We start from the raw sequence: 23132 nt of genomic DNA, 5'->3' as shown, positions 1-23132 counted from the left end.
GCCCTGAAGAGAACGCTCTTAATCCTTGCGTTGCTGGAGACGCCGTAGCGATCTCTCGCGCCGAGTATGCTCCCGGCTGAGATCCAGCAAGATTTCCTCGATAAACGCCAAATGGCGGTGCGAGGCTTCACGGGCCTTTTCCGGCTCGCGTGCCACAATCGCCTCAAAAATTCCGGCGCGGTGGCTGCTCACCTTTGCCAACATCTCACGGCGCGAGTAGAGCAATTCAAAGTTCTGACGTACGTTCTGTTCCAGCATCGGCCCCATGCAGCGTAGCAGGTGAAGTAACACAACGTTGTGGGCAGCTTCGGTCACGGCGATTTGGTATTGCATGACCGCGTCGGCTTCGGCGTCGAGATCGCCGCTTTCCTGGGCCTGCTGGATCACAATGTGGCAATCGCGGATGCGCGCCAGATCTTCGTCGGTGCCGCGCAACGCCGCGTAATAGGCAGCAATGCCTTCGAGGGCATGACGGGTTTCCAACAGATCGAATTGTGATTCAGGGTGGTCGGCCAACAGTTCAGCCAGAGGATCGCTGAAGCTCTGCCACAGATTAGTTTGCACAAAGGTACCACCGCCCTGACGGCGCAGGAGCAGCCCTTTGGCTTCCAGGCGCTGGATGGCCTCTCTCAGAGAAGGACGGGAAACATCAAATTGTTTCGCCAGCTCGCGCTCCGGTGGCAGTTTTTCGCCTGGACGCAGTGTTCCCTCGAGGATCAGGTGTTCGAGCTGCTGCTCGATAACATCTGACAACTTGGGTTGGCGGATTTTGCTGTAGGCCATGGGTGAATTCTTCTCTGCGAATGGCGCGGAGTCAATTGGTAATACCAATTTCAAAAACGTGACGGTAAAGTAACAAAGTATTCACCTCCTGTCCATATGGGCCTTGATCGAAATCAGGTTACCCGCACATTTTAACACCTCAATACCAGAGCTGCTGCAAACCGCTAACGCACGCTTGGTAATACCATTTACGAGGTAGGTTTTTGATTTAACTTTTGCGAAACCTGCCGTCAGGCAGACTGAAGCATCAAAGGCAGGATTTTATTGCATGTTTATTAAGCTTTAACGAATAGCTATTTGCAGCGCATAAGGTGCGCTTAACCGGTCAATATTTCGCCGAACCAAAGCGACCAGCGCTAAATTATTTTTGCGCATTATGTGATTTGCTGCTTATTTCATGCACTGAATCCCCCCTGCCGTCACACAACCCGCATTTTGTTTCCTAAACTGCTGAAATCTTAATCACTCACCCTATAAAGCAGGTGCAAACTGACGCGCATAACATTATTCTTTGCCAAACGGTAGCGGCTCCGTGGAATTAATAGATATAACGCCGTAAATAAAATAAAACACACATCGTAACCACTGCTTTACAGCATGTGAGTAATTCTGCAACGACAGAGGGTTTCATTGATGGATGGTCAACAGCATGGCGACCAGCTGAAGCGCGGCCTGAAAAACCGCCATATTCAGCTTATTGCTCTAGGGGGCGCTATTGGTACCGGGCTATTTCTCGGGATCGCGCAAACAATAAAAATGGCCGGTCCTTCGGTCATTCTCGGCTATGCCATTGGCGGCTTTATCGCATTTCTGATCATGCGCCAACTGGGTGAAATGGTAGTGGAAGAGCCGGTAGCCGGTTCCTTTAGCCACTTCGCCTATAAATACTGGGGCAATTTTGCCGGCTTTGCTTCCGGCTGGAACTACTGGGTGCTGTATGTATTGGTGGCGATGGCGGAACTGACCGCGGTCGGTATCTATGTGCAGTACTGGTGGCCGGAGATCCCAACCTGGGTATCGGCGGCGGTGTTCTTCCTGGCCATCAACGCCATCAACCTGGCGAATGTTAAGGTCTACGGCGAGATGGAATTCTGGTTTGCCATCATCAAAGTCGTGGCGATTATCGGCATGATCGTGTTCGGTGCCTACCTGCTGTTCAGCGGCCTGGGCGGCCCGGAAGCCACCGTAACCAACCTGTGGGCACAGGGCGGCTTCTTCCCGAACGGCATCATGGGGCTGGTGATGGCAATGGCGGTGATCATGTTCTCGTTTGGTGGGCTCGAGCTGGTGGGTATTACCGCCGCGGAGGCCGACAACCCGCAGAAAAGCATTCCCAAGGCCACCAACCAGGTGATCTACCGCATCCTGCTGTTCTATATCGGCTCACTGACCATTTTGCTGTCGCTGTACCCTTGGGGCAAAGTGGTGGAAGGCGGCAGCCCGTTCGTGCTGATCTTCCACGCGCTGAACAGCAACCTGGTAGCAACCGTGCTGAACATCGTGGTGTTGACCGCCGCCCTGTCGGTGTACAACAGCTGCGTTTACTGCAACAGCCGCATGCTGTACGGCCTGGCGAAACAAGGCAACGGTCCGAAGAGCCTGCTGAAGGTGGACGGACGCGGCGTACCGGTCATCGCTATCGCCGTCTCCGCCACGGCCACGGCGTTCTGCGTACTGATTAACTACCTGATCCCCGGTCGCGCATTCGAATTGCTGATGGCGCTGGTGGTCTCGGCGCTGGTGATCAACTGGGCGATGATCAGCCTGGCGCACCTGAAGTTCCGCGCAGCCAAGAACCGCGAAGGCGTAGAGCCGAAGTTCAAGGCCTTCTGGTATCCGTTCAGCAACTACCTGTGCCTGGTGTTTATGGCCGGCATCCTGGTGATCATGTACCTGACGCCGGGCATTCAAATCTCGGTGTTGCTGATCCCGGTTTGGGTGGCAATTTTGGCCATTGGCTATATCGTCAAGCAACGTAGCCAGCGTGCAATGAGCGCAACCAGCCGCAGCTAGTTCACGCCAAAAACAAAATGGCCCGCAGTTTTACACTGCGGGCCATTTTTTTAGCCTGACTTAGGCTACTTCTTGCGCAGGGCCTTCACCTGCTCGGCGGTGATATCCGCCGGCAAGCCCCCCCAGGTTACGCGCAGATAGTTCACCAGCTCCGCCACTTGCGCATCGTCCAGACGTTCGCCAAAGGCCGGCATGCTCTGCATACTTTCGCCGTTGGGGAATTGCTGCGCCGGTAAACCGTCCAGCACCGAGACAATCAGATTCTTGGCATCCGGTTGGCGCAGCGTGGCGTTATCGCGCATCGCCACCGCTACGTGCGGTTTGCCCTCACCTTCCCGTGCATGGCAGCCGGAGCACTGATCCAGATAGCTGATACGCCCGGCATCGCTGCCCTGGCCGATTTTAACCGGCACTGCGGCCGGCGGCTGTTCACCCATCAGATAGGTCGCCAGTGCTTGATGGTCTTCCGGCGTCAGATGACGGGTGCTGAGATCCACCACCATGTGCATCTCACTGAACGCAGATCCCTGAGGTGCCATCCCGGTTGCCAGGAAACGGTTGAGGTCATCCGGCGTCCAGCCGCGCTGGGCCAATCCGTGCGGCGTGATGTCCGGCGCCATAAAGCGCCCCAAATCGCCCCCCTGCATCGGCTTGCCAAGATTCATCTGCCCCAGCATGCCGCGTGGCGTATGGCATTCCCCGCAGTGACCCAGCGTATCCGCCAGGTAACGGCCGCGTTGCCACTGCGCCGAATTGCCTTGTGAACTGGCTGGCAACGGCGCCTGGCTGCGGAACAGCAGGTTCCAACCGATCAGCGCCATGCGTTGATTAAACGGGAACGGCATGTCGTTTTCAGGAATGGCGACGTCCACCGCCGGTCGGGTCATCAGATAGGCGTAGATGTCATCGGCATCCTGGCGTGAAATACCTTTATACGAAGTATAGGGCATCGCCGGGTACAGATGACGCCCGCCCGGTGCCACACCCTGAGTCAGCGCAAGGAAGAAATCGTCTTTGGTCCAGCGGCCAATGCCATGATCGGCCGAAGGCGTCAGGTTACTGCCATAGATAGTGCCGAACGGCGTCTCCAGCGGATAGCCCCCGGCCAAGGGCGCGCCGCCGCTGGCGGTATGGCAGGCGGCACAGTCGGCGGCCTGCGCCAGATAGCGACCGCGGGCAACCTGTTCCGTGCTGGCGGTTACCTGCTGCACCGGGCCATCGTAACGGCGGTTTTCCCGCCACCACAGCACGGCGATGACGATGATGACCACCAGCAGGATCAACAGTGCGAGACGTTTTTTCATTGCGCCGTCTCCTTCAGCAGGCCCGGGGTTTTGAGCACCACGTCACGAACCGCTTCATAGTAACGAACATAGCCGGTACAGCGGCAGATATGGCTGTCCAGCGCCTGCTCAATGGCGCTTTCCAGTTGCTCACGGGCAATGGGTTCACGCTTGAGTTTTTCCACAAAAATGGTGGCGGCATTGACAAAGCCCGGTGTGCAGTAGCCGCACTGGAAGCTGTAATGCTCCAGAAACGCCTGCTGGATAGGTGACAACTCCACCACTTCGCCCTGCGCGTCCACCTTGGCATGCCCCTCTACGGTGCGGACTTTTTTGCCGCTGAAGAAGTGCGCGCCGGTGATACAGGTACGCACCTCTTCGCTGGTACCGCTTGGGTGATCGACAATTGCTACGCAGGCGTGGCAGATACCCTGCCCGCAGCCAAGACGCGATCCGGTCAGATCGAGATACTCGTGCAGGAAATCGATCATCATCAACCCTTCAGGTACGTCGATCGGGCCGTATTGCTTATCGTTGATGGTCAGGGAAATCGGCTGGGTTTTGATGCTCATTGTAATACCTCACGAATATTTTCTGCACGAACGGGCAAATCACGGAAACGGTGGCCAGTGGCGTCGGCGATGGCGTTGACCAAGGCCGCGACCACCGGGATCATCACCACTTCGGCCATGCCTTTGGGCGGATCGGTTTCCGACAACGCGGGCAGGATGTCATCGGTCTGTTTCCATACCGCCACATCGCTGGCGCGTGGCAGGTGGTAACGGTTAAAGTTCCAGGTACCGTTACCGGGCCCGTCTTCGTACAGCGGTAAATATTCGTGCAATGCATGACCAATTCCCATCGCCAACCCGCCCTGTAACTGGCCGGAAACCAGTTCCGGCACAATCAGGTTGCCGCACTCCATGATCGAATGGTGATTCAGCAGTTCTACCTGGCCGGTGGCGATATCCACCGCCACTTCCGCCAGGGTTCCGACGGCACTGTAATAGGTCACCGCCGCGTTATTGCGTTGAGTCGGGGGATAATAGACCTGATTGCGTGGCAGCGTTTTGAACTCGCCACCGGCGTTGCGCACAGCCAGGCCATCAATCGGCAGGCGTTCGCTATTGCCGCTCAGGGTAAAGTCCGCTTCCGCCCACTGCCAGCGGTTGAAAACGTGCACCGCTGCGCCTGCGATCCCGCCCATCTGGTAAAGTTGTTTTGCCAGCCGCTCCAGGCTCAACACCTCCATACCGGCAGCGGTCAATCCCCCCTCCACCCAACGCGCATCCTCTCGGCGCACCACTAAAGGTGCCGCCTGGCCGCCACCGGGGCCGGATTGCCAAATGGCCATCGCTGCCGGCCACAGGCCATGATCGAATATCAGCCGCGCCGCTTCGCGCGTACTGTGCGAGAAGTAATACGCCGAGTTGCTGGCGCTGGAAGGTGAGCAGTAGCTTGGCGTCCAGGCCGGATTGGTTTGCAACCGATCCTGATCGGCCTGCGACATAACGTAGGGATCGCCACTGGTAACCATCGGCAGCACAGACCAGTCGGTCACCGAGAAGTGAGCCTCGTCTGCCGGTTTGCCCAGCCACTGTGCGCACAACACCGATTGTGAGGTCGACATGCCGGTGCCCATCTCGGCACCGCTGTGATGCAGCATAATGCGCCCGTCTTCTCCCAGTTCGACGCGGGCGAATGAAGTTTCGGCACCGGTACCGAAGTCTTTTTGCACGCAGCCAAAGCCTACGCCATAGCGTTTGCCCGGATGCTGGCTTTCAAACTCCGCCTTACGCTTGGCGCGTTGCAGCCACATCTCATGCTTCGCCGCCTTCTCCAGCACTTCATCGGCGCGAATAGCCCCGGCAGGAATGGCCCCCTGCGTATTTTTCATGCCGGATTTCAGTACGTTGCGCAAACGGAATTCAATCGGGTCAATCTTCAGTTCGGCAGCCAGCTCATCGACCATCATCTCGGTGGCGGCCATGCTTTGCAGCGTGCCGTAACCTCGTGCCGACCCTGCGTCGATAGCGCGCGAAGCCAGCCCCACCGCAGACAAATCGCTTTTCGGGAAGTAGTAAATCGACTGCGCCGCGGTCGCCGCCACCATCACCACCGAAGGCGTAAAGTTGCTGCGGCCACCGCCGTCTGCCGTCATCTCACCATGGAATGACTGCAGCACGCCGGTTTGGCGGTTTACCGCAATGCGGTAATTCATGTCGAAGGCATGGCGTTTCAGCGCAGTCTGGAACTGTTCGAAACGGTCGTTGGCCAGCCGAACCGGGTGCCCGTCGCCGTACATCGCCGCCACCGCGCCGTAATACGGGAAATTAAAGTGATCTTTCGAGCCGTAACCGACGGTGTAGCATGGGTGCAGAATCAGCTGTTTAACCGGCGGATTGCGTTTTGCCAGCATGCGCGGCATTTCATCGGCCACTTCCTGCGGCGACTGAGTCGGCACCACCAGATGCAGCGTTTGCGTCTCGGCATCGAACCAGCCGTTGGCGTTGTCCGGCTCCAGCGCGGAGGTGTCGACGGACTGCGTGGTATAGCGGCGTGACAACACCAGCCACTCATCCGGCGGCGTTTTCAACTCATCGGCAATCATGCCGGCGTAATACATGCCTTCCTGATCCAGCTTGCCGCCTTCGCGTCCTTCCGGCCAGACCGGCAGGTGTTTCTTCATCGAAACCGGGAAAATCGGGGTATCCTTCAGGCTGGAAAAACGGTCGTCATCGAACGGCTTGTCTCCTCCCACCCGCACATAGCGGAAAGTGCCCCAAGGGTCGCGCTGTAGTGGGCCGGTTTGCGCCCCGTATTTAATCGTGCCTTCGCGGAATTTCAGTTTGTCTTTGGCAAAGCGGAAGCGGGCAAAATCGTGATAAATCAGGATTGCCACCGCCTGGCCCAGGTAAGCCGGAGTTTTGCCAATCGGCAGCAGCATGTCGTCGCCGTAAAATGCCGGGAAGGCCAAACCGTCGCGCGCCAAATCCTCGGCGGTTACCAGCCGATCGGGCTGCAGGTCGTCGCCCAGCAATGAGAGATCGATACCTTCGAACAGCTTGTCTGCTTGAGTGACACGCAAAATAAAGGCGTGCGCCTGCTGCTGTGGCCAGTGCGGCATATCCACCGCGCGAATATCACGGGCAAAGACCTTCTGCCCCATGACCTTGGCACGGCCATCGATACGAAAGCGTATACGTTTCTCGTGGGCATCCCAGTTCGGGGACTGGAGGATCTTCTGTTCAAACAGCGCGGCATAGGCACGGCTGTACAGGGGCGCGAGGTACACGGAGACCCCCGCTATCACGGCGCTTTTGATAAAGCGACGCCGCGACGGGTTGAAATTGCTCATAAAAAGTCCTTTGCATCTTTATTGTAGTTTTGTGTTCAGCGGTGGTGTTGCGCAAACGCTGACGACCTTGCCGTAGACGTCATAAGCATATGCTTATAACCAAAATTATGTGATGATTAACATGCGATTTTCAATAAAAACACATCTCAACAACACATATTTTTAGTAAGGTAATTAGAAGTTACGCAAATTCGGGCGGATAAGATGACAACAGGCATAGTGATCGCCGCTGCCGGACGTGGAGAACGCTTCTCTCAAGCCGGTGGCGCAGGCAATAAATTAAATGCCGAGTTTGCGGATGCCACAGGCCGCCAACGCTCGCTGTTTGAACAGACGCTGCGTCAAGCGTTGGCTTCCGGCCTGCCCCTATGGGTGGTCACCCGGCCAGACAACCGCCAGGTTCAACAGATTTGCGCCGCCTATCAGGTTCCGGTCACGCTGCTGGCCAGCGTCGGCCTTGGCGATTCCATTGCCGCCGGCGTTAACGCCACGCCGCACTGGCAAGGCTGGTTGGTTCATTTGGCGGATATGCCGTTCGTTACCCCGGCGGTTTTCCAGCAGGTAGCCGGCGCGTTGCAGCACCACGCCATTGTCCGTCCCCGTTTTGAACAACAGCCGGGTCACCCGGTTGGGTTTTCCGCTCTATTGCGCAAACAACTGAGCCAATTACGTGGCGATAATGGTGCACGCGATCTGCTTAAAGAGCAGGCGGTACACTGGCTTAATCTTGATCAACCCACTGTCGTGCAGGATATAGATCTTCCGTCACAGCTACCGGTCAGCGAGTAACTCATCTATGCAACATCTCGATATCACCGTGGTCAGCCAGGCGATAAACTGGCTGAAACAACAACCGGTGTGGCTGTGCACCGTGCTGAGCACTTACGGCTCCTCACCGCGATCGCCGGGGGCGCTGTTGGCCGCCACGCAGGACGGACATTATTGCGGCTCGCTGTCCGGAGGATGCGTGGAAGAAGACTTTCTGCGGCGCCTGGCGGCCGGGGAGTATCAGGCTGCCAGCCAGGTCATTCGTTACGGTGAGGGCGGTCTGGAGCCCAACGTAGCGCTGCCCTGCGGCGGCGTGCTGGAGGTGCTGATTGAGTATTTACCGGCGGGCGACGAGAGCATCGATTATCTGACAACCCTCGCCGGCGCGTTAAACGGACACCATGCGCTGGTCAAACGCCTCACTCTACCGGATGCCTGCGGCAGCCTGACGTTGACCGATTTCGCCAGTGCGACCCAGGTGGAACGCCGCGGCCCGCAAATTACCCTGCATATTGCCGCAGCCCCGCGTTTGCTGATCGCCGGTCTTTCCAGCGTGGCATTGTACTGCGCCGATTTCGCCAGTTCGCTGGGGTTTGAAGTGTTGGTGTGCGAGAACCGTCCGGAGGCGCTGGAAAATTTCGCCCCGCAGCTGAGATCCAACGTGACGCTACTGCGTCAGTTTCCGGCCAAGTTTATTGAAGACGGCGGCTGTCACGCCAATACCGCGATTGTCGCGCTGACGCACGATCCCCGCATGGACGATCTGACGCTAATGGAGGCTATCCATACCCCGGCGTTTTATATCGGCGCCATGGGATCGTTGCGCAACAGCGCGCGTCGCCGCCAACGCCTGCAGCAGATTGCCGAATTCAGTCCACAAGAGCTGGAGCGAATTCATGCCCCGATTGGCTTACCACTCGGCAGCAAGACCCCGGCTGAAATCGCGCTGGCGGTGATGGCAGATATCGTGCAGCAAAAGAACCGCTCTGCCACCCCGCTCAGTCAAGGGGAGTCACCGGCACCAGGTGTTGGAGCTCAAGATGCAGCTCCTCCCGCTCATTTAGCGAATAGTTGAACATCGTCAGGTCAGGCCCTTCCCGGCGAGCCAGGCCAAGTTGCGGCAAGACCTGAGTGTACATCTGCACAATATGATCGTTCAGGGCCACTGGCTTGCCGGCATAGCAAAAACGACAAAAATCACCGGAGATATCCGGCAGCGCTTCAAGCCCGGCACCGTCACTGACCGGGCAGTCTGCCGCAACGCCCAGGGTATAATCCACCCGCACTCGTTCCCCATCCGGCACAAACTGGGCCAGCGAATAGGTCAATGCAGGGCGCTCACCCAGCAGAGCATAGAACGTCTCTTTGATTTTGCTGCGGATGGGAAGGTGCGACTTATCCAGATCGGTAATGTCCAGATGGTAAGGGTAACTCTTCCCTCGGATAGCATACTGCCCCTTGGCGACCTTAATGCGATCGACCTTAATATCCCCCGGCTGATTCACCGACAGCGAGCGAACCAGATGGCTGAAGTCCTGTTTACGCGCATGGCGATAAACACTGGGAGATTCGGCAAAGTGCTTTTTGAAGCAGCGAGAAAAGGTTTGTTGGTTATCGAATTGATATTCAATAGAAATATCAAGAATGCTTTTTTGCGTATAACGCAAGGCGAAAGCGGCGAGGTACAAGCGGCGCGCGCGAATATAGGAAGCCAGCGACAAACTGGTCTGCTTTTTGAACATTCGCTGCAGATACCATTTCGAGTAGCCTGATTTGGCAGAAACGATATCCAATGACAAGGGATTGGTTAGGTTGTCTTCAATCCAGACCAGCAATTCCCTGATATGACTTTCCTGCGTTTCCATGAGTTTGCCGAACCTTCTGTTCCAAATATGCCTTTATGCGCGTATTAGTGCTTTGCGCGTAGGGTATACAGGTTAAAACATCGCGTCCAGCGGGCTACAGTAATTTACACAGGGGTTGATAAAACCTGAAATTTGCCGCCCCACTGCGGGCGGCAAATCCTTTCGGCGGTTACTTCACGCAGCGAGAACACTGGCCAGACTGGATCTTCTGGAAGAAGTCATTGCCTTTATCATCCACCAGAATAAACGCCGGGAAATCTTCCACTTCGATTTTCCAGATCGCTTCCATACCCAGCTCCGGGTATTCGACGCAGGTCAGGCTCTTGATGCTCTGCTGCGCCAGTACCGCCGCCGGGCCACCGATGCTGCCGAGGTAGAAGCCGCCGTGCTTGTGGCAGGCGTCGGTCACCTGCTGGCTGCGGTTACCTTTCGCCAGCATGATCATGCTGCCGCCATGAGACTGCAGCAGGTCGACATAAGAATCCATGCGCCCGGCAGTGGTTGGCCCCAGTGAACCAGAGGCGTAGCCGTCCGGCGTTTTGGCCGGGCCTGCGTAATAAATCGGATGATCCTTAACGTATTGCGGCAGACCTTCGCCTCTGTCCAGGCGCTCTTTCAGCTTGGCATGCGCAATGTCGCGGCCCACGATGATGGTGCCGCTCAAGGACAGGCGGGTGGATACCGGGTATTGCGACAGCTGCTTGAGGATCTCGGCCATCGGGCGGTTAAGGTCAATCTTGATTGCCTCACCCTCACCGGCCTGACGCAGCTCCTGCGGGATGAATTTGCCAGGATTATGCTCCAGCTTCTCCAGCCAGATGCCGTCACGGTTGATCTTGCCTTTAATGTTACGGTCAGCGGAGCAGGAAACCCCCATTCCCACCGGGCAGGATGCGCCATGGCGCGGCAGACGCACCACGCGAACGTCATGCGCAAAGTATTTGCCGCCAAACTGCGCGCCCAATCCCAGGTTCTGCGCTTCTTTCAGCAACTCTTCTTCCAGCGCCACGTCGCGGAATGCCTGACCGTGCTCATTGCCTTCGGTCGGCAGGCCATCATAGTACTTGGTCGACGCCAGTTTTACGGTTTTCAGCGTTGCTTCCGCCGAGGTGCCGCCGATAACGAACGCCACGTGGTACGGCGGGCAAGCCGCGGTGCCCAGCGTACGCATTTTCTCGACCAGATAATCCTTCAGCTTGCCCGGAGACAGCAGCGCTTTGGTTTCCTGATAAAGGTAGGTTTTGTTGGCAGAACCGCCGCCTTTAGCAATACACAGGAATTTGTATTCTTCACCGTCGACGCTGTAGAGGTCGATCTGCGCCGGCAGGTTGCTGCCGGTGTTGACCTCTTTATACATATCCAGCGCGGCGTTTTGCGAATAGCGCAGGTTGTCTTCGATAAAGGTGTTGTACACCCCGCGTGACAACGCTTCTTCGTCGCCGCCACCGGTCCAGACGCGCTGGCCCTTTTTACCGACGATAATGGCGGTACCGGTGTCCTGACAGGTCGGCAAAATACCTTTGGCGGCGATTTCTGAGTTACGCAAAAATTGCAGCGCAACGTATTTGTCGTTTTCGCTGGCGTCCGGATCCTTGAGGATATCGGCAACCTGCTGCTGGTGCGCCGGGCGCAGCATAAATGAGGCGTCATGAAACGCGTGCTGGGCAAGGAGGGTTAACGCTTCAGGGGCTACTTTCAGAACTTCCTGGCCTTCAAATTCGCTCACGGAAACGTGATCGCGGCTTAACAGATAGTATTCGGTATCGTCTTTCTTCAGCGGGAACGGATCTTGATAATGGAACGGTTTATTCGACATTGATCTCTCACTTGCAACATCAGCTGCGTTAAATTCACACTTACTCAGCCAGCTCGGGGCAGGCCGCGTCAAAAAACTTCCCACACCTTACGTATTTTTAATCAGTCGGTTATTGCGCTAAATCGCATAATAACCCCTGCGTTAGAAAGGTATTTTCTCGGGATGCTTTCCAATCTTTTCTGTGAGCGCTGCGGGTACAGACTCAGCATGTACGGTTTATTATCCCGCAGTTAACACATTGATTACAATCCATCAGCGTCGATCGGGTTATCAATGCGATGAAAAACCGGCCCGGCAGGCGGGATGAGAATTAGTTTTTCGTCTTATTGCCAGCCGTCGCGCCATTGCTTAAGCTAGCCGCAATGAACAAAGTAAGAATCCCCATAGCGCTGCAACAGGCGGTGATGCGCTGCCTGCGTGAAAAACTGCTGCTGGCGCGTCAGCATTTTTCCGTCGAGTTTCCGGAACCCAAAGTCGTTTACCAGCAACGCGGAACCAGTGCGGGCACCGCCTGGCTGCAAGCCTGGGAAATTCGGCTGAATCCGGTTTTGCTGATGGAAAACCAACAGCCGTTTATCGACGAAGTGGTGCCGCACGAACTGGCGCACCTGTTAGTCTTCCGCCAGTTTGGCCGCGTGGCCCCACATGGGCGCGAATGGCGCTGGATGATGGAAAGCGTGTTGCAGGTACCGGCCAGCCGCACCCACCAGTTTGAAATTGCCTCGGTGCAAAGCAAAACCTTCCCCTACCTCTGTCGTTGCCAACAGCATCAGCTCACCGTACGTCGGCATAATCGGGTGCTTCGCGGAGAAAGCGAATACCGCTGCCGTCAGTGCGGCGAAAAATTGAAATTTATCGCCGGTGAGCCTGTTTAAGCGAAAAATCCAACCTCTGCTCCCTACGTCCAAAGTTACAGCCAGGCCCCGGTGCTAGCTTGGAAGGTCACGAGTTTAACGCCCGTCGTTTGCCACTGCCGTTGACTTCCGCTACCCTGCCTGCCTTTCCAATTTTGAGCAGTTTTGGAATATGCTTCGCAAAATTTTGTTTACGGTTATTTTCACCACCGGCGCCGCACAGGCGCACGGCATCAATAATTTTTCTCAGGCCAAGGCGGCAGCGGCCAAAATCAACCAGGACGCGCCCGGTTCTTTCTACTGCGGCTGCCAGATCACCTGGCAGGGCAAGAAAGGCATCCCAGATTTAAACAGTTGTGGCTATCAACCACGCAAGAACGCCCAACGCGCACAGCGTATCGAATGGGAACATGTGGTACCGGCCTGGCAGTTCGGCCACCAATTGCAGTGCTGGCAACAGGGTGGCCGCAAAAACTGCAACAAAGACGCGAGCTACCGCCAAATCGAAACTGACCTGCACAACCTGCAGCCGGCGATTGGCGAAGTGAACGGCGATCGCAATAATTTCATGTACAGCCAATGGAAAGGCGGCGAAGGTCAGTATGGCCAGTGTCCAATGAAAGTGGACTTTAAAAATAAGCAGGCCGAACCGCCCGCACGCGCTCGCGGTGCGATCGCCCGCACCTATTTTTATATGCGCGATCGCTATCAATTACGGCTTTCCCGCCAACAGACCCAGCTTTTCGAGGTGTGGAACCGTCAGTATCCGGTCAGCCAATGGGAATGCCTGCGGGAGGCACGCATCGCTAAGGTACAGGGCAACCATAACCTCTATATTCAACAGGCTTGCCAGCAACGAAAGGGCTAAATCCCCTTCGTACTTAAAACTGCAGCGGTGTTGACTGCGTGAGCGCCCCCGAATCACTTACTTAAGTAAGCTCATCGGGATGCACTCACTTGCCGCCTTGCTGCAGCTTCAATTACTTTGGGTATATACTCTTTTTTTTCAAGCTGCAGCACTGATGACTGCATATTAGTCAGGATCGAATATTCAATGCGTATACCCCGTATTTATCACCCGCAGCCGTTAATCGACCATGCAGAAATCGCACTGAGCGAAGACGCCGCCAACCACATCGGGCGTGTACTGCGAATGGGCGCCGGCCAGGCACTGCAGCTCTTCGACGGCAGCAACCAGGTATTTGACGCCGAGATCACCCAGGTCGACAAAAAAAACGTGCTGGTGCGGCTAGCCGCCGGCCAACCGGAAGACCGTGAATCGCCACTCAATCTGCATCTGGGCCAGGTGATTTCTCGCGGTGAGAAGATGGAATTCACCATTCAGAAATCCATCGAGCTCGGGGTCAATGTCATTACTCCGCTGTTTTCCGAGCGCTGCGGTGTGAAGTTGGACGGCGAGCGTCTGGCGAAAAAAATCCAGCAATGGCAGAAGATCGCCATCGCCGCCTGCGAACAATGTGGCCGCAACCGTATTCCGGAAATTCGCGAGGCGATGAAACTGGAAGACTGGTGCGCCGAGCAAGATGGCAGCCTGAAACTCAACCTGCACCCACGCGCCAACCACAGTATCAATACCCTGCCGCTGCCGGTGGAACATGTCCGCCTGCTGATTGGGCCGGAAGGCGGTTTATCCGCCGACGAAATTGCGATGACCACAGGCCACGGATTTACTGATATCCTGCTTGGGCCACGCGTTCTGCGTACAGAAACCACAGCGCTCACCGCAATTACCGCTTTGCAGGTACGTTTCGGCGATCTGGGTTAAAGGAGAAAAGATGATTAAGCTCGGCATCGTGATGGACCCTATCGCCTCCATCAACATCAAGAAAGACACCAGCTTCGCCATGCTGCTCGAAGCGCAGCGCCGTGGCTGGGAACTGCACTACATGGAGATGGACGATCTCTATCTGCACGCCGGTGACGGCCGCGCCCGCACTCGCCTGCTGAGCGTGAAGGAAGATAAAGAGAGCTGGTTCAGCTTTGGCAGCGAGCAGGATCTGGCGCTGCATGATCTGGACGTGATCCTGATGCGTAAAGACCCCCCTTTCGATACCGAATACATCTACGCGACCTATATTCTGGAACGCGCAGAGGTCAAAGGCACGCTGGTAGTTAACAAGCCGCAGAGCCTGCGTGACTGCAACGAAAAGCTGTTCACCGCCTGGTTCCCGGAACTGACGCCGGACACCCTGGTCAGCCGCAGCGCGGCGCACATCCGCAAATTCCACCAGCAGCACGGCGACATTATTCTCAAACCGCTGGACGGCATGGGCGGCGCGTCTATCTTCCGCGTGAAGCAGGACGACCCTAACCTGTCGGTGATTATCGAAACCCTGACCGAGCACGGTAGCCGTTTCTGCATGGCGCAGAACTTCTTGCCGGCAATCAAAGAGGGCGATAAGCGCATTCTGGTGGTTGACGGTGAGCCAGTGCCTTACTGCCTGGCGCGCATCCCGGCGCAGGGCGAGACCCGTGGCAACCTGGCGGCCGGCGGCCGTGGTGAAGCGCGTCCACTGAGCGAAAGCGACTGGAAAATTGCGCGTGCGGTAGCCCCGACGCTGAAAGAAAAAGGGCTGATCTTTGTGGGCCTGGACGTGATTGGCGATCGCCTGACTGAAATCAACGTCACCAGCCCAACCTGTGCGCGTGAAATAGAAGCGGCCTTCCCGGTTTCCATCACCGGTATGCTGATGGATGCAATCGAGAAGCGTCTGGCAGCGAAGTAATCGAAATGCGGGTGACTTGCGTCGCCCGCCTTCCCGACCTCCCTGAATGACGCTGTCAGCCCGCGTCAACCGAGTCGTGGCTTGAAAGGCGATGGGGATAGCCGCATACTGGCGGCTGTTTAACTTCTCACCAATCAAATACCTTAAATAACACCATGAATTTACAACACCATTTTCTTATCGCTATGCCATCACTTCAGGATCCTCGCTTCAAACGCTCGGTGATTTATGTCTGCGAGCACAATGAAGACGGCGCCATGGGCCTGGTGATCAATAAACCGGTGGAACAGTTCACGGTGGAAACAGTGCTGAGCAAACTGAAGATCATGCCACAGGCACGCGATCCGGCCATCAGTCTGGATAAACCGGTGTTTGCCGGCGGCCCGCTGGCTGACGATCGCGGTTTTATCCTGCATACGCCGTGCAAAGGCTTCGGCTCCAGTATCCAGATCTCGCCGGATACCATGATCACCACCTCGAAAGACGTACTGGAAACCTTGGGCACGCCGGAACAGCCGGAGGACGTACTGGTCGCGCTCGGCTATGCCGGCTGGGAAAAAGGCCAGTTGGAACAGGAAGTGCTGGAAAACGCCTGGCTGACCATCGAAGCCGACACCGACATTTTGTTCCATACGCCGATCGCCAGCCGCTGGCGCGAGGCCGCCAATCGCCTTGGCATTGATATCCGCAGCATTGCCAACCACGCAGGACACGCCTGATGACCAACCGCACCATTATCGCCTTCGACTTCGGCACCAAAAGCATCGGCGCGGCCATTGGCCAGGAGCTAACCGGCAGCGCCCGTGCGCTGGCGGCTTTCAAAGCGCAGGACGGCTCGCCGGACTGGCAGAAGATCGAGAAGTTGCTGAAAGAGTGGCAACCGGATCTGGTGGTAGTCGGTTTGCCGCTGAACATGGACGGCACCGAACAGCCGGTCACCGAGCAAGCGCGCAAGTTCGCCAACCGCCTGCACGGCCGCTTTGGCGTGCAGATCGCGCTGCATGATGAGCGTCTCAGTACCGTCGAAGCCCGCGCCAACCTGTTCGATCGCGGCGGCTTCCGCGCCCTGGACAAGGGCAGCGTGGATTCCGCCTCGGCGGTGGTAATCCTGGAAAGTTGGTTCGAACGGCAATTGGGTTAATCCCTTGGCAAAGTCCCCTCCGCGCCGCCCAGTAATCCCGCACAGATCCGCTGTTGCAGACCTTGCTCAAAGGTCTGCATGCCGGACTGCCCACCGGTTTGCAGCACGCTGGCAAGCTGATGGGTTTTGCCCTCGCGGATCATGCTGCTGACCGCCGCCGTCGCCGTCAGCACCTCAAAAATCGCCACCCTGCCGCCCCCGGGCCGACTCAACAGCTTCTGTGCAATCACCGCCTGCAGGCTACCGGCCAACTGTGCACGCACGTAGGGCTTTTCTTCCGCCGGGAAAACATCCACCAGCCGATCGACCGCCTGCGTCGCGCTACGGGTATGCAGCGTCGCCAGTACCAGATGGCCGGTTTCCGCAGCGGTAAGCGCCAGCCTGATGGTTGTGGTGTCACGCAGCTCCCCCAGCAAGATGACGTCTGGATCTTCACGCAGGGCAGCACGTAATGCGTCGTCAAAACTGTGGCTGTCGCGGCCCAATTCGCGCTGCTGAATTAAAGAGTGTCGACTGCGGTGAATAAATTCGATCGGATCCTCCAGCGTAAGGATATGCCGCCGCTGGTGCTGATTGATGTCGTCAATCATTGCCGCCAGGGTGGTGGATTTACCGCTGCCGGTCGCGCCGGTCACCAAAATCAGGCCATCCTCCCTGCGCACCAGGGCCGGAATGATGTCTGGTGCTGCCAACGCCGCCAGCGTCGGACACTCGCCGGCAATCAGCCGCAAGGCAAGCGAAACCCCGAGGCTTTGCAGAAAGAAATTGGCGCGCAGCCGAATATCGCCCGCAAGCGTCAGCGCCAGATCAAGCTGCCCCTGCTGTTGCAATTGCTGCCGCTGCTGGGGTTGCAGCAGCGCGTTGCACAAGCGATGCATCTTGGTCTCGGTCAGTTTTTCCGCACCTGCCAGCGGCTGTAATTCGCCATCGATGCGCAACATCGGCTGATGCCCCGTACAAAGGTGCAGATCGGAAGCATTATGCTTTACACTAAGGGCCACGAATTCACCGATATCCATATCAATCTCCTGGGTCAATGATGAGCACTATCCAACAGAATCTGCAGGATGTCAGAAACCGCATTGCCGCGGCCGCTCAAGGCTGCGCTCGCGCTCCAGAAGAAGTGACGCTGCTTGCAGTGAGTAAAACCAAACCTGTGGCGGCGATCGCAGAAGCTATCGCGGCAGGCCAGCGGACCTTCGGGGAAAACTATGTACAGGAAGGCGTGGATAAGGTTCAGCATTTTGCCGCGCTGCCGGAAGGCGCAACGCTGGATTGGCACTTTATCGGCCCTTTGCAATCCAATAAGAGCCGGCTGGTGGCAGAGCACTTTGCCTGGTGCCATACCGTCGATCGGCTGCGTATCGCCCAGCGGTTAAGCGACCAGCGCCCGGCAGACATGCCGCCACTTAACGTTCTGATCCAAATAAATATCAGCGATGAACAGAGTAAATCTGGCATTGTACTGGCTGAACTGCCGGCGCTGGCAGAAGCGGTGGTCGCCTTGCCGAACGTTCGGTTACGCGGGCTGATGGCGATTCCGGCTCCGCAAGAAGACTACCAGAGCCAATTGGCGGTATTCCGCCAGATGCACGACGCCTTCCTGGCGCTGCAACAGCATTATCCACAGGTGGATACGCTGTCGATGGGCATGACCGATGACATGACGGCGGCCATTGCCGCAGGCAGCACTCTGGTTCGTATCGGTACCGCCATTTTTGGCGCGCGAGATTATTCGCAGTCCTGACACACTGACGAGGAATTTTAATGCAACACCGTAAGATTACCTTCATTGGCGCCGGCAACATGGCCCGCGCAATCATCGCCGGCCTGGTGGCGGGCGGTTACCCGGCCAAATCCATCAGCGTCTGCGCGCCTTCGGCTAAAAACCGCGATGCGCTGGCTGCCGACTACGGCATCGTTAGCAGCGGCGATAACCTTGCCTGCGCACGCGAGGCAGACGTCATCGTACTGGCGGTGAAGCCACAGATGATGGCAGATGTCTGCCAGCCGTTGCGCGATCAGATCGATTTCAGCGGCAAACTGGTGCTGTCGATCGCCGCAGGCATTCAGGTCAGCCGTTTTTACCAGCTGCTGGCCGACAATCTGAATATCGTACGCATTATGCCAAACACGCCATCGCTGGTGGGTAAAGGCATGAGTGGCCTGTATGCGCCGCAGCAGGTCAGCCAACAGGATCGTGACTACACCAGTGATTTGATGGCGTCAGTTGGCAAGGTATGTTGGGTGGATGACGAAAACGGCATCAACAGCGTGATCGCCGCTGCGGGCAGTGCCCCGGCCTATTTCTTCCTGTTTATGGAAGCCATGCAGCAGGAAGCCGAACGTATGGGCTTCGACAGCCAGACGGCCCGTACGCTGGTGCAACAAGCGGCATCCGGCGCCGCTGCGCTGGTGGAAGCCAACCCGGAGACGCCGTTGTCGACCTTGCGTGAGCAGGTAACGTCCAAAGGCGGCACCACCGCCGAGGCGCTGCGGGTATTCAACGAGCAACAGCTGCCGGCAACCGTGGCCAAAGCCATGCAGGCGGCAGTTTCCCGTGCGCAGGAAATGGAAAAATCATTTTAAATAATCGAGAGTTAAGGAGAAGGACGACTTCATGCTAACGCTGACTTTTTTGGTCAAAACCGTTATTGATCTTTACGTCATGGTACTGCTGCTGCGCATCTGGATGCAGTGGACACGCGCTGACTTTTACAACCCATTCGCGCAGTTTATCGTGAAGATCACCCAGCCGGTGATTGGCCCGCTGCGCCGTATTATCCCGTCAATGGGACCTATTGACAGCGCATCCCTGCTGTTGGCTTTCCTGCTGATGACCATCAAGTACCCGCTGTTGCTGCTGATTCAGGGCGGCGCGATGTCACTCAGCCCGTATAACCTGCTGTTTGGCCTAATCTCTCTGGTGAAGTCGGCCGGTTATCTGATCTTCTGGGTGATGATTATCCGCGCGCTGATGAGCTGGATAAGTCAGGGCCGCAGCCCGATTGATCAGTTGATGTATCAACTTACCGAACCTTTGATGGCGCCAATCCGCCGTATTCTTCCGGCAATGGGCGGCATTGATTTTTCAGCGATGGTAGTGATCCTGATCCTGTATCTGATCAACTACCTGGGTATGGATCTGTTCGGTGAGATCTGGTTCCTGCTGTGAGTGCAGTCACCCCGGTGCTGGACGGGCTGGCAATCAGGCTATATATTCAGCCGAAAGCCAGCCGCGACCAGATTGTCGGTTTGCATGGCGACGAACTTAAAGTCGCCATTACCGCCCCGCCGGTAGACGGCCAGGCCAACGCTCATCTGATCAAGTTTCTCGCCAAGCAGTTCAAAGTGGCGAAAAGCAACGTCACCATAGAGAAAGGCGAGCTGGGGCGGCATAAACAGTTACGCATCGTTAATCCGCAACAGATCCCCGCCGTGGTCGCGGCGCTAATCGAATAAATTTCAAGGTAGTCATCATGCAAAAAGTCGTTCTTGCCACCGGTAACCCGGGTAAAGTGCGCGAACTCGCCGACCTGTTGGCCGATTTCGGCCTGAACGTGGTCGCTCAAACCGAATTGGGCGTGGAGTCCGCCGAGGAAACCGGCCTGACGTTTATCGAAAATGCCATTCTGAAAGCCCGCCATGCGGCGCAAATCACCGGTCTGCCGGCGATCGCCGACGACTCGGGTCTGGCGGTTGATGCGCTGGGCGGCGCGCCAGGCATCTATTCTGCACGTTACGCGGGTGTAGACGCCTCTGACCAGCAAAACCTCGACAAGCTGCTGGTTGCGCTGAAAGACGTGCCCAAGGGCAGCCGTGGCGCACAGTTCCACTGCGTGCTGGTGTATATGCGCCACGCGGAAGATCCGACACCGCTGGTGTTCCACGGCAGCTGGGCCGGTGAAATCACCGATGCCGCCGCCGGTGAAGGCGGTTTTGGCTATGATCCTATCTTCTACGTTCCGGAGCTGGGCCGCACCGCTGCCGAGCTGAGCCGTGACGAAAAGCGCGCCGTATCACACCGTGGTAAAGCCCTGAAGCTGATGCTGGAAGCGATGCGCAATGCTTAAGTTGCCCCCGCTGAGTTTGTACATTCATATTCCGTGGTGCGTGCAGAAATGCCCGTACTGCGACTTCAACTCGCATGCGTTGAAGGGCGAAGTGCCGCATCAGGAATACGTCGATCACCTGCTGGCGGATCTGGATGCCGATCTGCCGCTGGTCAGTGGTCGCGAAATCAGCACCATTTTTATCGGCGGCGGCACCCCCAGCCTGTTGAGTGCCGAAGCGATGCAATCGCTGCTGGACGGCGTGCGGGCACGCATTCCGGTGATTGACGGCGCCGAGATCACCATGGAGGCCAACCCGGGTACCGTGGAGGCCGATCGCTTCAGCGGCTATCAGCGCGCCGGTGTGAACCGCATTTCTATCGGCGTGCAGAGCTTCAGTGCCGAGAAATTGACTCGCCTGGGTCGCATTCACGGCCCGGAAGAGGCCAAACGCGCAGCTCACCTGGCTACCGGCCTGGGTTTGCGCAGTTTTAACCTGGATCTGATGCACGGCCTGCCGGACCAGTCGCTGGAAGAGGCGCTGGACGATCTGCGCCAGGCCATTGCCCTCAATCCACCGCATCTGTCGTGGTATCAACTGACTATCGAGCCCAATACGCTTTTCAGTTCACGCCCGCCGGTGCTACCGGACGACGACGCGCTGTGGGACATTTTCGAGCGGGGCCATGAATTGCTGAGCGCCGCCGGCTATCAGCAGTATGAAACTTCGGCCTACGCCAAACCGGGCTATCAGTGCCAACATAACCTCAACTACTGGCGCTTTGGCGACTATCTGGGGATTGGCTGCGGCGCGCACGGCAAGTTAACCTTCAGCGACGGCCGCATTCTGCGCACCGCGAAAACCAAGCATCCGCGTGGTTTTATGCAGGGCAAGTATATGGACAAGCAGCATGAGGTGACGGCGGCGGACCGGCCGTTCGAATTCTTTATGAACCGCTTCCGCCTGCTGGAAGCCGCACCGCGTGCTGAATTCGTCAACTACACCGGGCTGGATGAAAGCGCGATCCGTGCAGCGCTGGACGAAGCGCTGGCGAAAGGTTATCTGGTAGAAACGCCGGAATATTGGCAGATCACCGAGAAAGGCAAACTGTTCCTTAATTCGCTACTGGAGTTGTTCCTGGCGGATGAATGAAAAAAAGCGCTGAGTTTTCAGCGCTTTTTTATTTGAATCAATCTGGGTAAAAATCTTGAGCAAGGACTTGCTGAATGTCCCAAATACCGTTTTCCGGATAAACATCCAATCCGGTCTCCGTGGTGGCAAAGGCGACTGCTTTTGACCATACCACATCCAGCCAGTCTGCATCGCCGAGTTTGCTTTTTAAGCTGGGCGACTCTTTCAAGCTATAAAGCACCTCTTTACGCTGTGCCTTAATCGTTCTTTCCCAACTGGTTCCGCGCCGAGCCGGCTGGTATTTCCATTTCAGCAAGTGTGCTATCAGCACCGTCATTCGGCTCGCAAGTTCCCTTTGCTCGCTCTTTCCCACGTCCTCAATCTCCTCGGCGATCTTTTCAACATCGATCTCAGACAATTTTCCGGAGCGCAAAAGAGCTGCCTGTTCATTTGCCCAGGCGACAACATCAGTTTCGTAGCGAGTATGGCTCATAGCGTTCTCCGTAAACACCCATGAATCTGTACGTAGTTTAACCAGTCTGTCAGATAACTGTCAGGAGGTCAAAAAACACGCTATCCGCTGTGATTTCATGTTACTTCAATGCATTAAGCAAATCTTTGCGCTGGGTTTCCAGGCCGGTAACGCGGTTGCACACGTCGTGGCCGAAGTTCTGGAAATCCTGCTCCTGGTTATTCCATTCGTTCTGAATCGCCTTCTGCAGGCCGCCCAGATTGCCCATGATCGCCTGCAGCGGGTTGCCGCCGCTATTGGCTGCCTGCTTGACGCCCATCTCATTCAGGCTGTCCTGCAATACGCCGCCCATGCTCTGCTGGACGATATTGCGGCCATCCTGCTCAACCTGATCAATCGCCTTGTGATGGAAGGTCAGGCCGTCGCTGCGGTGCTCAATGATACGGTTCATCTGTTGCTTAAGCTGACCGTTCAACGTGGTCAGGCGGTTACGCACGTTGCTGTCGCTGCCCAACTCTTTGACGATCACCTTGTCCAACGCCACCCGCGCTTTTTCCAGATGTTGCTGAGCGCCGTTGTCGATCCACGGCAACTCTTTGCGCAATGCGCTCTGGTAACTGAAGGCCTTCTGGCGCTGGCTGTCTGTCAGGCTCAACGCCTGGCCATTGCGGGTTACATCGCCATCCGGTGAAATCTGCAGATTGCCGCTGGCCCCGGTCACCTGTACGTTCTGCGGGCTGATAATCACGTCGTCCTGGGGTTTAACGCTGCACTGATACTCGGCATGGGCCTGTGAAGCAGTCAACAGCAGTAAGGCTAACCCGGTTTTCTTTAACATATATTCTCCT

24 protein-coding genes are annotated in these 23132 nt (G+C 56.7%); 15 read left to right on the top strand and 9 right to left on the bottom strand.

The genetic code is table 11. From position 1 onward, the window contains the following. Positions 1-18: 18 nt before the first annotated feature. On the bottom strand, positions 19-783 hold the full coding sequence (gene pdhR / locus M2407_RS14980) for a pyruvate dehydrogenase complex transcriptional repressor PdhR (protein ID WP_020828585.1): 765 nt from the start codon (positions 781-783) through the stop codon (positions 19-21). A gap of 633 nt (positions 784-1416) precedes the next feature. Between pdhR and M2407_RS14975 the strand changes: the two genes are divergently transcribed. Next, positions 1417-2796: an amino acid permease gene (locus tag M2407_RS14975; protein ID WP_046372651.1), complete on the top strand. Its 1380-nt coding sequence runs from the start codon at positions 1417-1419 to the stop codon at positions 2794-2796. Positions 2797-2861: 65 nt separating this feature from the next. On the opposite strand, the gene M2407_RS14970 is transcribed toward M2407_RS14975, so the two are convergent. The 3 genes from M2407_RS14970 to M2407_RS14960 are packed head-to-tail and all read right to left on the bottom strand — an operon-like array spanning position 2862 to position 7437. Continuing rightward, positions 2862-4100 carry a cytochrome c gene (locus M2407_RS14970; protein WP_020828587.1) on the bottom strand — a complete coding sequence of 413 codons (1239 nt, stop codon included), beginning with the start codon at positions 4098-4100 and terminating at the stop codon, positions 2862-2864. Continuing rightward, positions 4097-4651, bottom strand: a complete 555-nt coding sequence (locus tag M2407_RS14965; RefSeq protein ID WP_116691759.1) for a (2Fe-2S)-binding protein — start codon at positions 4649-4651, stop codon at positions 4097-4099. Before M2407_RS14965 ends, M2407_RS14970 begins: the two co-directional genes overlap by 4 nt. Then, on the bottom strand, positions 4648-7437 hold the full coding sequence (locus M2407_RS14960) for a xanthine dehydrogenase family protein molybdopterin-binding subunit (protein ID WP_259218522.1): 2790 nt from the start codon (positions 7435-7437) through the stop codon (positions 4648-4650). The genes M2407_RS14965 and M2407_RS14960 overlap by 4 nt, the downstream gene beginning before the upstream one ends. Positions 7438-7641: 204 nt before the next feature. Here M2407_RS14960 and M2407_RS14955 point away from each other — a divergent pair, with 204 nt between their 5' ends. Together M2407_RS14955 and M2407_RS14950 are read left to right on the top strand one after the other, a co-directional pair. After that, positions 7642-8226 carry an NTP transferase domain-containing protein gene (locus M2407_RS14955; RefSeq protein ID WP_259218521.1) on the top strand — a complete coding sequence of 195 codons (585 nt, stop codon included), beginning with the start codon at positions 7642-7644 and terminating at the stop codon, positions 8224-8226. Between the two features lie 7 nt (positions 8227-8233). Then, the gene (locus M2407_RS14950) at positions 8234-9280 is read left to right on the top strand and encodes an XdhC family protein (protein WP_020828591.1); all 1047 of its coding nucleotides are present in this window, start codon (positions 8234-8236) and stop codon (positions 9278-9280) included. Here the strand turns inward: M2407_RS14950 and M2407_RS14945 are convergent. Then, positions 9204-10070, bottom strand: coding sequence for a helix-turn-helix domain-containing protein (locus M2407_RS14945; protein WP_046372645.1), 867 nt, complete (start codon positions 10068-10070; stop codon positions 9204-9206). The genes M2407_RS14950 and M2407_RS14945 overlap by 77 nt on opposite strands. Positions 10071-10239: 169 nt before the next feature. After that, positions 10240-11886 (bottom strand): class I fumarate hydratase FumA, encoded by a 1647-nt coding sequence (gene fumA / locus M2407_RS14940; protein ID WP_020828593.1) that lies wholly within the window; start codon positions 11884-11886, stop codon positions 10240-10242. Positions 11887-12248: 362 nt separating this feature from the next. Between fumA and M2407_RS14935 the strand changes: the two genes are divergently transcribed. The 6 genes from M2407_RS14935 to ruvX all read left to right on the top strand — a co-directional run bounded on the left by M2407_RS14935 (position 12249) and on the right by ruvX (position 16628). Next, complete coding sequence (locus M2407_RS14935) at positions 12249-12761, top strand: SprT family zinc-dependent metalloprotease (protein WP_041414952.1); 513 nt, start codon at positions 12249-12251, stop codon at positions 12759-12761. A 151-nt stretch (positions 12762-12912) separates the two neighbouring features. Next, positions 12913-13608 (top strand): deoxyribonuclease I, encoded by a 696-nt coding sequence (gene endA / locus M2407_RS14930; RefSeq protein WP_129983980.1) that lies wholly within the window; start codon positions 12913-12915, stop codon positions 13606-13608. 186 nt (positions 13609-13794) lie between these two features. Beyond that, positions 13795-14526: a 16S rRNA (uracil(1498)-N(3))-methyltransferase gene (rsmE, locus tag M2407_RS14925; RefSeq protein ID WP_130016771.1), complete on the top strand. Its 732-nt coding sequence runs from the start codon at positions 13795-13797 to the stop codon at positions 14524-14526. 10 nt (positions 14527-14536) lie between these two features. Then, a complete protein-coding gene (gene gshB / locus M2407_RS14920) occupies positions 14537-15487 on the top strand; it encodes a glutathione synthase (RefSeq protein ID WP_020828597.1) in 951 nt (316 codons plus the stop codon). A gap of 155 nt (positions 15488-15642) precedes the next feature. After that, positions 15643-16206 (top strand): YqgE/AlgH family protein, encoded by a 564-nt coding sequence (locus M2407_RS14915; RefSeq protein ID WP_041414955.1) that lies wholly within the window; start codon positions 15643-15645, stop codon positions 16204-16206. Then, positions 16206-16628, top strand: coding sequence for a Holliday junction resolvase RuvX (gene ruvX, locus M2407_RS14910; protein ID WP_020828599.1), 423 nt, complete (start codon positions 16206-16208; stop codon positions 16626-16628). Before M2407_RS14915 ends, ruvX begins: the two co-directional genes overlap by 1 nt. Here the strand turns inward: ruvX and M2407_RS14905 are convergent. Then, positions 16625-17647, bottom strand: coding sequence for a type IV pilus twitching motility protein PilT (locus M2407_RS14905; protein WP_020828600.1), 1023 nt, complete (start codon positions 17645-17647; stop codon positions 16625-16627). The two genes, ruvX and M2407_RS14905, sit on opposite strands and share 4 nt — an antisense overlap. Positions 17648-17667: 20 nt before the next feature. On the opposite strand from M2407_RS14905, the gene M2407_RS14900 reads away from it, so the two are divergent. The 6 genes from M2407_RS14900 to hemW are packed head-to-tail and all read left to right on the top strand — an operon-like array spanning position 17668 to position 21833. Further along, complete coding sequence (locus tag M2407_RS14900) at positions 17668-18375, top strand: YggS family pyridoxal phosphate-dependent enzyme (protein WP_020828601.1); 708 nt, start codon at positions 17668-17670, stop codon at positions 18373-18375. A 20-nt stretch (positions 18376-18395) separates the two neighbouring features. Then, positions 18396-19217, top strand: coding sequence for a pyrroline-5-carboxylate reductase (proC, locus tag M2407_RS14895; protein ID WP_259218518.1), 822 nt, complete (start codon positions 18396-18398; stop codon positions 19215-19217). Between the two features lie 31 nt (positions 19218-19248). Continuing rightward, entirely contained in the window at positions 19249-19803 is a 555-nt protein-coding gene (locus M2407_RS14890; protein WP_044553435.1) for a YggT family protein, read from the top strand. Continuing rightward, complete coding sequence (yggU, locus tag M2407_RS14885; protein ID WP_020828604.1) at positions 19800-20090, top strand: DUF167 family protein YggU; 291 nt, start codon at positions 19800-19802, stop codon at positions 20088-20090. Before M2407_RS14890 ends, yggU begins: the two co-directional genes overlap by 4 nt. Positions 20091-20107: 17 nt before the next feature. Continuing rightward, positions 20108-20701: an XTP/dITP diphosphatase gene (locus tag M2407_RS14880; RefSeq protein WP_046372640.1), complete on the top strand. Its 594-nt coding sequence runs from the start codon at positions 20108-20110 to the stop codon at positions 20699-20701. Beyond that, entirely contained in the window at positions 20694-21833 is a 1140-nt protein-coding gene (gene hemW / locus M2407_RS14875; RefSeq protein WP_046372639.1) for a radical SAM family heme chaperone HemW, read from the top strand. The genes M2407_RS14880 and hemW overlap by 8 nt, the downstream gene beginning before the upstream one ends. 37 nt (positions 21834-21870) lie before the next feature. On the opposite strand, the gene M2407_RS14870 is transcribed toward hemW, so the two are convergent. After that, positions 21871-22305, bottom strand: coding sequence for a DUF29 domain-containing protein (locus M2407_RS14870; protein ID WP_122080179.1), 435 nt, complete (start codon positions 22303-22305; stop codon positions 21871-21873). Between the two features lie 100 nt (positions 22306-22405). Then, on the bottom strand, positions 22406-23122 hold the full coding sequence (locus M2407_RS14865) for a DUF2884 domain-containing protein (RefSeq protein WP_020828609.1): 717 nt from the start codon (positions 23120-23122) through the stop codon (positions 22406-22408). Between the last annotated feature and the right edge of the window lie 10 nt (positions 23123-23132).

Origin of the sequence: Serratia sp. BIGb0234, assembly GCF_024809915.1 — a bacterium.
Lineage (GTDB): Bacteria > Pseudomonadota > Gammaproteobacteria > Enterobacterales > Enterobacteriaceae > Serratia > Serratia liquefaciens.
Note: the sequence above shows the minus strand (reverse complement) of the source record. Positions and strands in the feature narration are given on the sequence as shown.